The sequence below is a fragment of the Pelosinus fermentans JBW45 genome (genome assembly GCF_000271665.2).
GTDB classification, from domain to species: domain Bacteria; phylum Bacillota; class Negativicutes; order DSM-13327; family DSM-13327; genus Pelosinus; species Pelosinus baikalensis.
In genome coordinates this window covers 4,250,028-4,266,089 of record NZ_CP010978.1, presented here as the reverse complement: position 1 = coordinate 4,266,089, position 16,062 = coordinate 4,250,028, and the positions used below count along the sequence as shown (strand labels likewise).

Below are 16,062 nucleotides of genomic sequence, written 5' to 3'. Positions count from 1 at the left end.
TGCGTATGGGGGATGGCTTTGCTCTGTCGCAAAATTCTTACTGTTTACATAGAATATTATAAAGGTTACTATCTAAAAAGTAAGGAGGCTTTATCTCAATGAGTAAACACTGTATACACGATCAGGAACAAGTTTGTGAGGTAGTTGAAGGTCTAAACATATATTTAGCAAATCTCAATATACTGTTTGTGAAACTCCATAACATGCATTGGAATGTGGTAGGCATAGGTTTTTTTGACTTACATGAACAAACACAAATACTCTATGAAGCAATTGCAGATAAATTTGATGCTGTTGCTGAAAGGATTAAAATGTTAGGTTATCAACCTCTAGCTTCAACACAAGATTATCTTGAAGTTGCCACAATACGGGAACTTCCCAATACAAATTTAAGTTCTCAAAGAGTAGCTGAAATACTAATAGATGACTTTTGTTGTATGGTGAGCTTACTAAAAAAAATTAAAAATATGACTAAAGACGCCAATGGTGATTGCGGACTATTAGGTGAAGGCATTTGTTTTTTTGAAAAATATATCTGGTTCTTTAATGCTTATTTAACAAGATGTTAATAGTTCGGTTAGCGAAGGTATAAAGGGGAGGAACACTGGAGTACAGTGATTCACAATAAGGCTTAAAAGTAAATTCACAAAGTCAAAGGAATAATTTTGGCAGAAACAGAAGGCTATGATCATCAAACTAAAACTCACTACCCCAAATAAATGGAGTAGTGAGTTTTAGTTTGATCTTATCAGTGTTCGCTTGGAGCGTAGATTATTTCATTGTACATTCATAAGGCAATATCTGGTATAGATACTGCTGTATAGTGAAAACTTGTATATTCAAGCAACATAGAGTACAATAATAAACAATAGTTATGAGCGGATATTCGGATTTGCGAACATTGAGATGAAATCATCCATCTTTTAGGCAGTGGTTGATTTCGGAACATCTTATTAGTGAATATGTAAATTAATATATAAACTCAAATAATGGAGGTATTTTTCTTGGAAAAACAAAATAAGCTCGCCATCATTCCACTAGGTGGACTCGGCGAAATCGGCAAAAACATGACAGTGATTCGCTATGGCGATGACATCGTCGTACTTGACTGTGGTTTAGCATTCCCCGAAGATGAAATGTTAGGGATTGACTTAGTGATACCCGACATTACCTATCTTCTTGAAAACCAGGATAAGATACGGGCAGTTGTGATCACCCACGGTCATGAGGACCATATTGGATCCTTATCCTATTTCTTAAAACAAATTGATGTACCAGTGTATGGTACGCGGCTGGCGATGGGCATAGCCGAAGTTCGGTTAAAAGAAAATAATGTAGCGAATTATACCTTGATTCCAATAAAACCAGGTGATGAACTGACCTTTGGCAGTATTCAGGTAGGGTTTATTCAAGGAAATCATTCCATTCCTGATGTGGTAGGAATATATTTTCGTACGCCAGTAGGTACGATTGTTCACACAGGCGACTTTAAAATTGATTATACACCAGTAGATGGCAAAGTAATTGATCTTCCTAAATTCGCGCAACTCGGAAATGAAGGTGTACTCGTCTTAATGTCAGACAGTACCAACGCGGAACGTCCCGGCTTTACCAAATCGGAGCGTACCGTTGGCGCTGTTCTAGATGAGGCATTTAACGGTGCGAAAGGTCGAATTCTTTTAGCAACTTTTGCATCAAACGTATTGCGTGTCCAGCAGGCGATCAATTCTGCTTGTAAGAATGGCCGAAAAGTGGCAATTATCGGCCGCAGTATGATAAACGTTATAAACATTGCCAGAGAACTTGAATACTTACTCGTCCCTGAAGGAACAATAATTGATATAGATGAGATAAAAAACTATCCCGATAACCAGATCTTAATTTTGACGACTGGCAGCCAAGGGGAACCGATGTCTGCATTGACGCGAATGGCGTTGAGCGATCACCGAAAAGTAGCGATTACTCCAAGTGATACAATCATCATTTCAGCTACACCAATCCCTGGCAACGAAAAGTCAGTATCGAAAACGATTGATGCCTTATTACGTTTGGGTGCAGAAGTCATTCATGAACGTTCCATGGGGATTCATGTTTCTGGTCACGCCAGCCAAGAAGAATTAAAGCTAATGTTAACTCTGGTTCGGCCTCAATTTTTAATCCCAGTACATGGAGAGCATCGCATGTTGATCACTCATGGTAAGCTTGCACAAGACCTGGGAATCCCGAAAGAGAATATCTTTATTGGTACAAATGGACAGGTTTTTGAATTTGAGCAAGGCGTCGATGGGGTAACCGGAAAGTTAACTGGGAAAGTAACCGCAGGCAAGGTTTTCGTTGATGGGTTGGGTGTAGGTGATGTTGGTAACATTGTTCTTCGTGACCGTCAAATGCTATCTCAGGATGGGGTTCTTATTGTTGTCGTTACGATGGATAAAGGATCAGGTGGCATTGTAGCTGGACCGGATCTGGTTTCTCGTGGTTTTGTCTATGTACGTGAATCCGGATCCTTGATGGGAGAAGCCAAGCAACAGGTTAAGCAGGCCCTAGATAAATGCGAGGCCGGCCAAATTACTGAATGGGCTGCGATTAAGAGTAGTATCCGTGATGCACTGGGTAAATTTATTTATGAAAAGACTCGTCGGCGTCCAATTATTTTACCCATCATTATGGAAGTATAAAAATATATATTGTGCAGGTAGATGTAAGTATCTATGCTGCAAAGTTTCAAAAAGGAGCCTGTCGCAGCGATATAATTATATCACTAATGCGACAGCCCTTTTTTCTTACGTTCTTTGAACGTAATGCTGATACTTCTTTTGTTTAGTAATTATATTTCTACTTGTGTTTTAAATACAATAACGGCTGTACCACCTATCTGAACCTGTGTTGGTTCACCATTTTCTATTTTTACCTTTACATCTACTGTTCCAACACGTCCAATAGCCTCTCCCTGAATCCCCGTGAATGAAAACAAGGAGCTGTCATGTTCAACTAATCCATGCTTAACGAGATAGGCTCCAAGTGGGCCGATGGCATTTCCCGTTACGGGATCTTCGGAAATACCAATAGCCGGTGCAAACATTCTGCCATGGGTTAAAATAGTACTGGGGCGGGATGCAAAAGTAAAGACATAATAACCGTTACAGCCAATGGATTTACTTAAGTTACTTAACATGCTCATATTAGGAGATAAATTATGAAGCGTTGCTATGGATTTAATCCCAATCATTACTTTGGAGTGTCCTGTAGAAACGATCTGAATTGGACAGCGCTCGTCTATTTCCTCTTCTGCTAGACCGAGGGATGATAATAAGAGTTCACGATCTTTAGTGGAAAGGGGCCCAGAAAATTCGATAGATCCTTGCGTCATCCATATTGTATAATTGTTATTTTTTACAATATCGATCGGTAAAATACCAATCCCTATTTTCTGAATGACCCTTTCCGATCCGAGTTGATTTTCTATGGAGCGAGCGTAATGAGCTGCAATAGTGGCGTGTCCACACGACGGTACTTCAGTCGTTGGCGTAAAATATCTAAGTTTCACATCGTGACTTGCATCATCGGGTGGAAAAATGAAAACCGTCTCAGAATTATTAAGTTCTCGTGCGATACGCTGCATATCAAGTTCGGATAATCCTTGTGCATTTGTGATTACGCCAGCAGGATTGCCGCTGAATTTTTCAGATGTAAACGCATCGATTTGATAGACTGTATGTACTTTCATCAATTATGCCTCCTCAAACTAGTAATTTTACCTTTCTTACTTATTATAGTAGTGGTAAACTGGACATAAGTAAAATTCAATTTATTAAATGTAAGTATTGAAAATAGTAATAGGGAATGTCTTGAAAGAAAATTGATCAAGGATTCTGAAGTGATTTTATGAGGTGTATCTTGGATATTAGGCATTTGGTTACATTAAAAACAATTGCACGGCTGGGAAGCTTTACAAAAGCCAGTGATGAATTACGTTACTCTCAATCAACGTTAACCATACATATTCAAGCGATTGAAAAAGAATTGAATGGAAAAGTGTTTGAGAGAATAGGCAAAAATATCGTAATAACTGAATTAGGTAATGAGTTGCTTTCTATTGCTGATGTCATAGTAAAGGCACATGAAAAAATTGAAACATTGAAAAATGGAAAGAATGTCAATGAAAGTACCATTAGAATAGGTGCTCAGGAATCTGTAGCCTTATATCGATTACAGCCAATCATGAATCAGTTTCAACAAATTTTTCCTCAAATAAAGATAATTCAAGTTTTAGGTCAGAAGTCTGAGCTAATTGACAAGTTATTAACTGGAGAAATCGATTTGCTATTTGTTATGCAGCGACAGCATGACAATGCTAATTTAGTAGCGATAGATTTGGTCGAAGAAAAAATGGGCATAGTGGGATTAGGTCAAAATCTGCATTCATTAGATGATTTGAAAAATAAGAATTTTGTGTTGATATATCCTAAAAATGATTGCAGCTATCGGAATGCATTTGAAAAATACTTAGGTGTTTATTTAGAGTCAAGAAAAAATAGTATTGAAGCGCTAAGCATACAAACTATAAAACAAAGTATAGTAATAAACTCTGGAGTTAGTATTTTGCCCTATAGTACTGTTCAATATGAAACTCAGTCTGGACAAATAAGTTTTTTTGAGCTTGATTTATCTCCCGAAGATAAAGTGAGTACACAACTGATCTATCATAAAAATAAGTGGCTTTCTCCTTTGTTAAAAGAGTTCATAAAACTAATAGAACAGGAAATGCCTAAAACGTTATCAGCAACAAAACACAGTGGGTGACTTTTATGCACGGAGGTTTCAATGTCTATTTTCTTTATTCAATTAAATGATTGGTTATCCAAAAACATATTTATTGTAGTGCTTTCTGGACTATTCTTAGGCTTTTTCGTTACTATTACTGATTCCCCATCTCTACGGCAAATTGTGGTGGCTTTATTCGCTTATATGACCTTTATCACCGCATTAGGTACAAGTTTTAAGGAATTCACTACTGTGCTAAAGAAGCCCTGGATTCCTATATGGGTGCTGATTTTAGTTCATTTTGTTACACCTTTGACAGCTTGGGCTGTTGGCATGATCTTCTACCCCAATGATCCTGACATCCGCCTAGGCTATCTAATCGGTTCTTCAATTCCAATTGGGGTTACATCCATTATTTGGACTTCGTTAATCAAAGGTGATTTAGGCATATCTTTTGTTGCAGTAACATTGGATACTTTTATTGTACCTACAGTATTACCGTTATTTTTCCATATTGTTGTTGGTCAAACCATCAACATTAGCTATAGTAAAATGGTTATCGACCTTATGCTCATGGTTACGGTACCTAGCATCATCGGTATGCTCCTGCATGATTGGACAAAGGGGAGGAGTGTTAATTTCGCTAACAGCATTGGGGGTGCCACATCAAAAGGAGCACTTTTTATGGTCATCCTAATTAATTCAGCTGTCGTAATGCCACAAATTAATTGGGACATCTCCATACTAAAAACATTACTCGTTACCTTATTTGTTGTATCAGCAAGCTTCTTTGTCGGTTATCTAGGATCATTTGCATTAAAAGAACGGACTCACAATATTATTCTAACGATGATTTTTAATGTGGGCATCCGTAATAACGCTTGTGGACTCGTCATTGCACTCACCTATTTTCCGCCAAGGGTAGCAGTTCCTATGACACTAGCTATTTTGTATCAGCAGCCACTCGCAACAATTGTATCTCATTTATATAAACGTCTTCAGGCAGCATAAAAGCCAATTCCCTTTACGGTAAGGGAATTGGCTTTTTGAAATTAAACTTGTGTTAAGGGTATTGCAATTGCTAGATGGGTTATTCTTCCTGTAAAACATTTAAAGGGATAGGCTGCTTGGCGTGGAAGTAGTGGATAGTACTTTTAAAATTGGATTTTACACTTTAAAGGTTTAAACAGGGGACAGAAAGTGAGGTGCCAGCTTACGTGACACCGGATGTAGTTCGCATATCAGTCAAAAACTTAGTTGAGTATACTTTGCGTTCGGGTGATATTGATACTCGCTTTGTGGGTACTAGCAGAGCGGTAGAAGGAACCAGAATACACCAAAAGCTTCAAAAGGCTGGTGGCGAGAATTATTTGGCAGAAGCCCAATTGAAATATGAAATGAAATACAAAGAGTTTGTATTCCTTGTAGAAGGCCGTGCGGACGGGATCATTATCGAGGATCAGCATGTGGTGATCGATGAAATCAAAACAACGGCTGTCCCTTTGGAACGGATCGATGACAAATTTAATCCCCTGCATTGGGCGCAAGCGAAATGTTATGGACTCATTTATGGTGAGCAAAACAATGTAGAGCAGCTCGTAATTCAACTGACCTATTACAATATTGATACGGATGAAATAAAAAGGCTAAGAGAAATCGTTACATTGAAGGAGCTGCAAACGTTCTTTTACGGGTTGTTGGATATCTATTTAGTTTGGGCTAAACATCTCAAGGAATGGAATCTGTTACGGGATTTATCTATAAAAAAGCTGAACTTTCCTTTTGCAGCGTACCGCCAAGGCCAGCGTGAATTAGCGGTTTCGGTATATAAAGCCATTTCGGATAACAAAAAACTGTTTGTACAAGCACCTACCGGGATTGGGAAAACCATTTCTACCTTGTTTCCTGCCGTCAAGGCTATGGGAGAGAATAAAACGAGCAAGATTTTTTATTTGACAGCTAAAACCATTACTCGTCAAGTCGCTGAGGAAGCAGTGAACGCCATGCGGGAATGTGGCTTGGACTTTAAATCAATTACGATCACTGCGAAAGATAAAATCTGTTTTAAGGAAAAGGCCATCTGCAACCCGGATCATTGCGAATATGCCAAAGGGCATTTTGATCGAGTCAATGATGCCATTATCGATGTATTTTTGAAGGAGAGAGCATTTACACGGGAAGTGATAGAAGCGTATTCGCAAAAGTATACGGTATGTCCATTTGAGCTTTCCTTGGACTTATCCATGTGGGCGGACTGCATTATTTGTGATTACAATTATGTTTTTGATCCCAGAGTGTATTTAAAACGATTTTTTCAGACGAGCCAGGGTGATTATACGTTTCTAATTGATGAAGCGCATAATTTGGTGGATCGAGCAAGAGAGATGTTTTCCGCAGAACTAACAAAAAGTTCTTTCTTGAAGGTGAAAAACCTCTATAAAGGCCATAGTATTAGCAAGACTCTGGGTAAAATCAATACGGTTATGCTGGGAATGAGAAAGGAGTGCAGTGAAGAGGGGTATTATACACAATTGCATCAACCGGAGGAAATCTATCCTTTGCTTTGGACGTTTGTTAACAAAGCGCCTGCTTTATTAACTGACAATCATAAAACAGAGGGTTATGATGCATTGTTGGAACTCTATTTTAATGTACTCATATTTTTGAAAATGGTAGAGTTCTATGATGATCACTATATTACGTACGTAGAAAAATCCTCGTCAGAGGTTACGCTGAAACTGTTTTGCCTTGACCCATCCAAGTTGTTGGGTGAAGCAGTCAAGAGGGGCAAGTCCAGCGTATTTTTCTCGGCGACCCTGGCACCGCTGGATTATTTCTGTGAAATATTAGGCGGTGAGACAATGGATGCAAAAATTGCATTCCCATCGCCCTTTAAAACCGAGAATCTATGTTTATTGGTAGCTGACCAAATATCCACAAAGTTCAAAGATCGTGAGAGCAGCTATGGTGAAATTGCTCACTATATTCATTTGGTGATCCAACAGAAAACCGGAAATTATCTAATTTTTTTCCCATCTTATCACTATATGCAGGAAGTGCATCATGTCTTTGCGGAATTGTACCCTGACACCGAGACTATAGTGCAGACCAATATCATGTCAGAAGAAGAGCGGGAACGTTTCTTAGATCGGTTCCAGCCGGATCGTGACCGTATGTTAGTTGGCTTTTGTGTGTTAGGGGGGATTTTTTCCGAAGGTATTGACCTCAAAGGGGATAAACTGTTGGGGACTGTTATTATAGGAGTGGGGCTTCCCCAGATATGTATAGAGCGCAACCTTATCATGGAGCATTTTAAGAAGAAAAATGAGCAGGGATATGAATATGCGTATATGTATCCCGGCATGAATAAAGTGTTACAAGCAGCTGGGCGTGTAATTCGTTCGGAAGAGGATAAAGGCGTAGTACTTTTGATTGATGCAAGATTTTCCAGTTACTATTACAAAAAGCTATTTCCAGCACACTGGCGTTATCCTAGAGAAGTGAGAAACGGAAACAAGCTCAATGCATTGATTCAAGCATTTTGGGAGAAGTAAAGGATTGACTTCGAATAAAGAGGTACAGGTAAGGGGAAGAGCGTATGGTTCTCTATTTAGATAAAAAAGTGTGAACCCCGATAAAAGATGTACGGGATTCACACAGCGGTTTTATTCAAAGTAACATTGGCACGTGAAGTCCTCTAGAGCTTCAGCACAATCCCTATTTCAGATACTTGGAAAAGAAGGATGTGAGCTTGTCAAAGGGGACAAGATTCACCCGGTCGTACAGAGCCACATGACCTGCGCCCGGAACAATGTAGAGTTCCTTCGGTTCGGCTGCTAGCTTGTAGGCGTCTTCGCTGAACTCTCTGGAATGAACGTTCTCACCCGCGATGAAAAGCAGGGGACGAGGAGAAATGGTCTCTATGTCTGCAAACGGGTAAGAATTCCAAAACTAAGAATTGTACCATTAAGTAATACCCTCATAATCAGATTAATGATGACGCTATAAACACCCGGATATTTCGTTAACATACGATTTACCGGGTGTTTTGTTATTCATCAAAATCAGTTTGTAATCAGACTGAGTGAATCCCGCAGCTGTTTCGCGTCACTTTTTGGTGGTAACCCGAACATGCGAGCATATTCACGGCTAAACTGAGAAGGACTCTCATACCCAACCTGAAAGCCTGCGTCAGCGGCATTTACTTGCGATGACAACAAAAGGCGGCGTGCTTCCTGCAAGCGTAATTGTTTCTGATATTGCAGCGGACTCATCGCCGTAACTTGTTTAAAATGACGGTGCAGGGATGCAACACTCATGTTGGCGGCCATTGCTAAATTCTCAATACGCAGCGGTTTGGCAAAGTCTTGCTTGATAATGCGGGTGACTTCAGCGATTTTTCGGGCGTGACTGTCGCTGATTCCGATTTGTTTTAAAAGATCCCCTTGTTCGGCTTGAAGAATGCGATAAAATATTTCCCTTATTACTAGGACGGCAAGCGCCGGAATATCCTGTGGCGTCTCCAAGAGCCTGACTAGCCTGCAGCATGCATCCAATAGAGGCAGATTGATTTCTCCCACAAACATGCCTTGGTGCGAATCGCTTTCCACACTCATGGATAGGTCGGTATTTTGGATAATGTCAAAAATCAACTCCGGTTCGAAATGCAAGCTCATGCATAATAGGGGAAATTGGGGATCGGCCTGCGTAATTTGCCCAATATGCGGCAAATCCAGCGAAACTACCAGGTAATGGAACGGATCGTAATAATAGCTGCTTTTAGCCACCATGAACTTTTTTGTTCCCTGAACAATAATACACAAGGCCGGCCCTTGAACCGCATAGACAGGACCTTCTAGATAGGAGGTGCGAGAAAAGTGCAATGAGGCAATCGCTGTTGAATGACTTCCGTCGGTTGTGGCGTACCGTTTAATAAGTTGAACCAATTCCGTCTGCTTTTCCGTAATCTTATCTATATCCATACTTGTTGCCATGATTAATTCACCTCTGCTTTAGATAAACACTGACAAAAATCTACTCCTGTATCCTATTTGAATTTTAGCATATGTGATAGAATTAGGCAATGTTTTGCGTAAAATGCTCTACCGCCTCAAGTCCTTAATGGTGGATAATAAGAGTAGTCAGAAAAATGTCTGAAGTACTGCGTGATTTTTTTGTGCAATTACCACAGTATTGAGAGGAGAATGACCATTGAAAAAATCCATTGGAGCAAAAACGTTTGGAATGCCTTTGCCAGTATGGTTTGTTGGCACATATTACGAACGTCCGATATATGCAACAAAAAATATCGACGGAACATTAACAAGAATTCGTTAGGAGGAAAACACAATGTATGTAATAACAGGTGCAACTAGCAGAACAGGAAGTGTCGTGGCAAATTACTTAATAGAGAAAGGAGAGCCAGTAAGGGTGCTTGGTCGGAATGCAGAACGGCTGGCTACGTTTGCCAAAAAAGGCGCCGATGTCTTTGTCGCTGAGCCAGCAGACCAGGCGGCGCTGACCAAGGCCTTCGCCGGGGCAAAAGCAGTCTATGTCATGCTCCAGCCGAACTATATTGCTACAAGCAACGACTTTCGCGCCTTCCAAGACCGGAACATGGATGCAATTATGCCTGCTTTGGAAAAAGCGAAAGTAAAATACGCCGTATCTTTAAGCAGCTGGGGCGCTGATCAACCTGAAGGAACCGGACCCGTCGCCGGCCTGCACCGGCTTGAACAACGTCTGAACCGTATTGTCGGTCTGAATGTACTTCATATACGTCCAGGCTACTTCATGGAAAATACCCTGTCGCAGGTCGACACCATTCTAGCTCGCAATACGGCAGCCGGCCCGTTTAGTCACAATGTAAAGTTCCCTTTTATCGCTACACGCGATGTTGGCCTTGCTGCCGGTGAGGCCTTGTTGAAACTGGATTTTCAAGGCAAGCAAATCCGTGAACTTCACGGAAACCAGGATCTTACAATGCTCGAAATTGCCGCCATTATTGGAGAAGCCATTCAATATCCTGGTCTAACTTACGTTCAGGATTCAAAGGAAAGATCCCGGCAGGATTTGCTGGACCTCAATTTTTCCGAACACATCATTCAACTCATTCTTGAAGTGGCAGACGCAATGAATGCGGGTCATATACAAATGTTGGAACCACGCTCGGCAGACAACTCGACGCCCATATCTTATGAAAGGTTTGTCAGCGAAACGTTACTGCCCTTGTATAAGCTAAAGAAACAGTAACAACTAGTTGTGAGTCAGCTTACTGTGCAAAGGAGGCTTAATATATGCCTCCTTTGCATGTCGATTCCCAAAGGAGTGAAATAGCATGGAAAATAAAATAAAATACGTATATTCAACTCTGCTTGCAAAAGAGTGGAGAAATTTGGCCAACTTCTATATTGACGTATTTCAGTGCCGGCCTCGCTCCTCTGAATTTTATTTTTCAGGAAAATGGCTGGATGAACTGACCAGATTGGAAGATGCCGGAATCAACGGAATTCAATTGATTTTGCCAGGTTATGAAGATGGTCCGACTATTGAAATCATCAGCTATGATCAAACCAGTTTAAGAAAGCACGACATAATACCCAATCTTCAGGGAGTTACTAGTTTGGTATTTCATGTAGACTCAGTTGATAATATCTTGCAAAAGGCACTGGGCTATGGGGGGCAACAGTTTGGTGCAACCGTAACAGAAACACTTGATAATCTAGGGAAATTTACGGCAGTATACATTCGCGATCCGGAAGGCAATATTATTGAAGTAGTACAATTCGTTAAATAGAACAGAATTGTTCATTTGCCAGGCTTTGCTATATTCTTCATGTACAGAGAAACTGTATTTATTGGCAAAGTGATTATGAAGTAAAGGAATGCAATAATATTTACTGGTTAAATGAGAGGGGGGATGTGCAACATGAACGCCACTACTGATGCTGTCATATTGCATAATGGTGTAAAAATGATGGCTGGCGTTGGGTGTATATCAGGTAGAAGATGGCCGCCAGGTGGGGGAGCAATTAGGGTCTTGACTTATGTCAAAATTGAGTTGTTTTTTTCAATCCGTTTTTGTGTATAATGGGATGGAAGGGTAGGGAGGTTCTGTTGATTCTATTGAAAAACCTATGATTATCTAGCAGAATTCAGTAACTGCATAAAAGGAGACGACTCAAAATTCAAACCTTGAATTTTGAGTCGTCTTTTTTTGAGATTGGAGCGTCATATTGATATAGGGCTGATGACATTGCGTCCATTATCTAGACAAATTTTATTGATCAGTTAATTATAAACAAGGCTAAAGATATCGTAGCTTGATCTTAAACTTTAATCTAATTCTAATCTTTGTCTAATGAGAGTGTAATGTTCCAAGGGTATTATAAAGCATCAATCAAAATGAGGAGTGAAAAGTCGTTTAAAGAATAAATAGAAAAGATAAAAGTGGCGCTTCTATAGGCCTAATAGTTTTAGTCGGCAAACTATTAGGGTTTCTAATATTTAAAAAAAGGATGATGCGATTGTCTACTAACAAGCTTTTATGGATAACAGTTATGGCCACATTTTTGATAAAGTCTTTGCTGGCGTATGTGATTCCGTTCACTGGTGATGAGGCCTTATTCTATACATGGGGAACGTTTCCGGATATCGGCTTTTATGATCATCCGCCAATGATTGGCTGGCTGCTTGCTCTAATTATGAAATTTAGCGCAAGTCCGTATGCCCTTCGTCTCCCACCGCTTATTTTCCCGTATATTGTTAGTGCTGTTATTTATAGTCTGTTAAAAGTTCTCGATAAAAATCTCGCTCGCTGGGCGGTAATCTTATTTTTAGTATCACCGTTCAATATGATGAATATATTGGTTACCACCGATACGCCGCTTTGTTTGTTTGTTTCACTGTCGGCGGTCTGCTTTTATCACGGTCTGCACCGTAATAATCTGCCGTACTTAATTTTAGCAGGGATTTTCCTCGGGGGCGCTTTTTTATCAAAATATTTTTCAGTCTTACTTCTCATTGCCTATGGCGTCTATGTGCTGATTTATCAGCGTAATCGCCAGGGATTTGCCGCGCTTGCCGTTGTGGTTGTTTGTACCATACCCTTTGGTCTGCTGAATCTATACTACAACTACACTCATGCCTGGTCGAATATTATGTTTAATGTATTTAACCGAAATCACGATATAGGCACCTTTAAGTTTGGATATTTCTTGGCTTATCTGGGGCAATTGCTGTTTTTGCTGACGCCTGTTGTGATCTACTTCTTACTTCGTCCGGTGAAATTAACGCGGCAATTTGTGGCTGCAGAGTCACTCCGACGTTACCATTCCATTTTATGTTTTGTGCCTCTGGGCATATTTGCCCTGTTATCTTTCACCAAATCAATTGGCATTCACTGGCCGCTGGCTTTCATACCATTTGTATTCATTCTTACCATCTTTCGCTTTAATGAAGCAACTTTCCGCAAAGCGTCGTTGTTGGTGGCGGGGTGTACGTTTGCTATAAATTTCTTAATAGCGTACATCGTGATTGAACCGCCTGAAAAATTGACACAAAGCAAGACTTATCAGCAAGCGTTATTCTATCTTAAACCCCAGGCAGTAGTGGATAGCCTCAAGCCTTATACTAAGGATTATATTTTGACTACCGAAAGCTATTCTAAGTCGGTATTGCTCTATTACTATACAGGTCAATATATAAGTGTCTTTGGGCCGGGTTCGTTTCACGCCCGCCACGATGATATGTACACTGATTTTCGGCAATTTGACAAAAAAAGTATAATAATTGTTTGCACCAAGCCGCCTGATAAGAATAAATACATGCCGTATTTTCAAACCGTTTCTGTTAAAGAAATAGGGTTAGATAACACAAAATTGTATTTGATCGAAGGTAACGCATTTAAGTATGAGGTTTATCGGGAACAGGTTTTACGGCCGATCAAAAATAACTATTATCAGATTCCGGCGTGGCTGCCAACGCAGGGTAATTATTTTATCGACAAATATTTTCCGGAAGAATATATAACGCACTAATTTTAACATTATATGAGGTGAAGCTATGTTTATGTATGATATATGTGTGATTGGAGGATGTGGGCATGTAGGATTGCCCTTATCCATTGCGCTGGCTGAGCGTGGCAAAAAAGTAATAGTTTATGATATTAACACAGAGTCAGTAAATACCGTAAGACAAGGGAACATGCCCTTTCATGAAAAAGGTGCTGGTGAGGTGTTACAAAAGGTACTTGCTGACGGCACGCTGAAACTTTCAGATTCGCCGAATGTAATTTCTGATAGTGAGATTGTAATTATGATTACTGGCACACCAGTGGATGAACATTTAAACCCGAAATTCCAAGTGATGATTGATTCTGTGAATCAGTGCATTCCTCAATTTCGCAATGGACAAACCTTGATTTTGCGCAGCACAGTATATCCAGGTATTAGTGAGCGGGTAAATGATTGGTTACGAGAAGCGGGATTAGCCATGAATGTTTGCTTCTGTCCAGAACGGATATTAGAAGGTGAGGCTATGGCTGAGCTATACTCCTTGCCACAGATTATTTCGTCCTTCACACCGGAAGGCTTGCAAAAATGCCGGGATGTATTTGGTTTGCTGACGGATGAACTGGTGGAAGTGCAGCCAACCGAAGCGGAATTGGCTAAGCTGTTTACGAATGTCTGGCGGTATATTAAATTTGCTGTCGCTAATCAATTTTATATGATTGCCAATGATTATAACTTGGATTTTTACAATGTACATCATGCGGTAACACACCAGTATGACCGTGCTAAAGATTTACCGAAAGCCGGCTTTGCCGCCGGGCCTTGTTTGTTTAAAGATGCGATGCAACTGGGGGCTTTCAATAATGGTAACTTTTATCTGGGGCATTCAGCCATGCTAGTCAATGAGGGGTTACCAAATTATGTAGTGCAAAAATTAAAAGCAAAATATCTGCTAAAAAATATGACTGTAGGTATTTTGGGCATGGCATTTAAAGGCAACTCTGATGATATCCGTGAATCCTTGTCGTACAAATTGCATAAAATCTTGCAAGTCCATGCGGGCAAGGTTTTGAGTGAAGACCCTTATGTGACTGATGCTTCCTTGCTGCCTCTAGCGAAAGTCATTGAGGAGGCCGATATTTTGATTATTGCGACACCACATAAACAATATAGAGAGCTGAATGTTCCGGAAAATAAGATTATTGTCGACATCTGGAATGTGTTGGGAAGAGGAGGTCTAATATAATGAAGCTGCTTGTTACAGGTTCAGCCGGATTTATAGCCGGTTATCTGGTGGAAGAATTATTGAAACGCGGCCATTCAGTTGTAGGGATTGATAACTATAGTAAATATGGTCCTGTAGAAAAATCATATGATCATCATCCCAATTATATTTTTGCTCAAGGCGATGTTAAGGATACCCAGTTGATGAAAGAACTAATAGCTGACTGCGATCAAGTTGTGGCGATTGCGGCTATGATTGGTGGGATCACTTATTTTCATGAATATGCCTATGATTTGCTCGCAGAAAATGAGCGAATTACTGCAGCTACCTTTGATGCTGCCATCTGGGCACATCAACATAAAAAATTACAAAAGATAAATGTTTTATCCTCTTCGATGGTGTATGAATCTACTATCGTTTACCCCAGCCCGGAAGGCGAACAATTACGATGTCCGCCGCCGTTGTCTACTTATGGGTTTCAAAAGTTAGCGTGCGAATATTTTGCCAAAGGTGCCTGGGAGCAATACAAACTTCCCTATACGATAATCCGCCCATTTAATTGTGTGGGAACTGGTGAACGACGAGCTAAAAATGAAAAAGAAATTTTTTCCGGAAATGTTAAACTGGCCATGAGCCATGTCGTTCCCGATCTGGTGCAAAAAATACTAAAGGGGCAAGATCCACTTCATATTTTAGGAGCTGGGAACCAAATACGTCATTACACCTATGGCGGTGATTTAGCGGAAGGAATTGCGCTGTGTATTGAAAACGAAAAAGCAATTAATGAAGACTTTAATCTGTCAACATCGGCTTCGACTACTGTATTAGAACTGGCAGAAGCCATTTGGAACAAGGTAAATAGGGACAAGCCATTTCGCTATATATCGGATACACCCTTTGTGTATGATGTGCAAAAACGGATACCTGCAGTAGAAAAAGCGAAAAGATTGCTTGGTTTTGAGGCTAAGTCGAATTTAAGCGATATGCTTGATGAAGTCATTCCCTGGATACAAAGGCAAGTTAGGGCAGGGAATATTTAAATATGTAAAGGTGAGTCCCTTG

At 40.2% G+C, this 16,062-nt stretch carries 14 protein-coding genes; 12 read left to right on the top strand and 2 right to left on the bottom strand.

Annotated features, from left to right (window positions below):
- The first annotated feature begins 98 nt into the window (after positions 1 to 98).
- Together JBW_RS18860 and JBW_RS18855 are read left to right on the top strand one after the other, a co-directional pair.
- The gene (locus tag JBW_RS18860) at positions 99 to 569 is read left to right on the top strand and encodes a Dps family protein (RefSeq protein ID WP_007961617.1); all 471 of its coding nucleotides are present in this window, start codon (positions 99 to 101) and stop codon (positions 567 to 569) included.
- Between the two features lie 435 nt (positions 570 to 1,004).
- Positions 1,005 to 2,678: a ribonuclease J gene (locus JBW_RS18855; protein WP_045820632.1), complete on the top strand. Its 1,674-nt coding sequence runs from the start codon at positions 1,005 to 1,007 to the stop codon at positions 2,676 to 2,678.
- 149 nt (positions 2,679 to 2,827) lie between these two features.
- On the opposite strand, the gene JBW_RS18850 is transcribed toward JBW_RS18855, so the two are convergent.
- Positions 2,828 to 3,727 (bottom strand): PhzF family isomerase, encoded by a 900-nt coding sequence (locus tag JBW_RS18850; protein WP_007954126.1) that lies wholly within the window; start codon positions 3,725 to 3,727, stop codon positions 2,828 to 2,830.
- Between the two features lie 170 nt (positions 3,728 to 3,897).
- Here JBW_RS18850 and JBW_RS18845 point away from each other — a divergent pair, with 170 nt between their 5' ends.
- From JBW_RS18845 to JBW_RS18835, 3 genes are all read left to right on the top strand, one after another.
- Positions 3,898 to 4,803, top strand: a complete 906-nt coding sequence (locus JBW_RS18845; protein WP_007954127.1) for a LysR family transcriptional regulator — start codon at positions 3,898 to 3,900, stop codon at positions 4,801 to 4,803.
- Between the two features lie 21 nt (positions 4,804 to 4,824).
- Positions 4,825 to 5,775, top strand: coding sequence for a bile acid:sodium symporter family protein (locus JBW_RS18840; protein ID WP_007954133.1), 951 nt, complete (start codon positions 4,825 to 4,827; stop codon positions 5,773 to 5,775).
- A 194-nt stretch (positions 5,776 to 5,969) separates the two neighbouring features.
- Entirely contained in the window at positions 5,970 to 8,318 is a 2,349-nt protein-coding gene (locus tag JBW_RS18835; RefSeq protein WP_235333998.1) for an ATP-dependent DNA helicase, read from the top strand.
- A 510-nt stretch (positions 8,319 to 8,828) separates the two neighbouring features.
- Here JBW_RS18835 and JBW_RS18830 read toward each other — a convergent pair.
- Complete coding sequence (locus JBW_RS18830) at positions 8,829 to 9,758, bottom strand: AraC family transcriptional regulator (RefSeq protein ID WP_007954137.1); 930 nt, start codon at positions 9,756 to 9,758, stop codon at positions 8,829 to 8,831.
- A gap of 217 nt (positions 9,759 to 9,975) precedes the next feature.
- Between JBW_RS18830 and JBW_RS26075 the strand changes: the two genes are divergently transcribed.
- The 7 genes from JBW_RS26075 (at position 9,976) to JBW_RS18805 (ending at position 16,040) form a co-directional block, all read left to right on the top strand.
- The gene (locus tag JBW_RS26075; RefSeq protein WP_268747867.1) at positions 9,976 to 10,101 is read left to right on the top strand and encodes a hypothetical protein; all 126 of its coding nucleotides are present in this window, start codon (positions 9,976 to 9,978) and stop codon (positions 10,099 to 10,101) included.
- 12 nt (positions 10,102 to 10,113) lie between these two features.
- Entirely contained in the window at positions 10,114 to 11,016 is a 903-nt protein-coding gene (locus JBW_RS18825) for an NAD(P)H-binding protein (protein ID WP_007954139.1), read from the top strand.
- A gap of 85 nt (positions 11,017 to 11,101) precedes the next feature.
- Positions 11,102 to 11,560 carry a VOC family protein gene (locus tag JBW_RS18820; RefSeq protein WP_007954141.1) on the top strand — a complete coding sequence of 153 codons (459 nt, stop codon included), beginning with the start codon at positions 11,102 to 11,104 and terminating at the stop codon, positions 11,558 to 11,560.
- A 132-nt stretch (positions 11,561 to 11,692) separates the two neighbouring features.
- Positions 11,693 to 11,854 carry a hypothetical protein gene (locus JBW_RS25050; protein ID WP_007954143.1) on the top strand — a complete coding sequence of 54 codons (162 nt, stop codon included), beginning with the start codon at positions 11,693 to 11,695 and terminating at the stop codon, positions 11,852 to 11,854.
- Positions 11,855 to 12,284: 430 nt separating this feature from the next.
- The gene (locus tag JBW_RS18815) at positions 12,285 to 13,802 is read left to right on the top strand and encodes an ArnT family glycosyltransferase (RefSeq protein ID WP_235334274.1); all 1,518 of its coding nucleotides are present in this window, start codon (positions 12,285 to 12,287) and stop codon (positions 13,800 to 13,802) included.
- 25 nt (positions 13,803 to 13,827) lie between these two features.
- A complete protein-coding gene (locus JBW_RS18810) occupies positions 13,828 to 15,021 on the top strand; it encodes a nucleotide sugar dehydrogenase (protein WP_007954146.1) in 1,194 nt (397 codons plus the stop codon).
- Complete coding sequence (locus JBW_RS18805; RefSeq protein ID WP_007954147.1) at positions 15,021 to 16,040, top strand: NAD-dependent epimerase/dehydratase family protein; 1,020 nt, start codon at positions 15,021 to 15,023, stop codon at positions 16,038 to 16,040. Before JBW_RS18810 ends, JBW_RS18805 begins: the two co-directional genes overlap by 1 nt.
- Positions 16,041 to 16,062 lie beyond the last annotated feature (22 nt).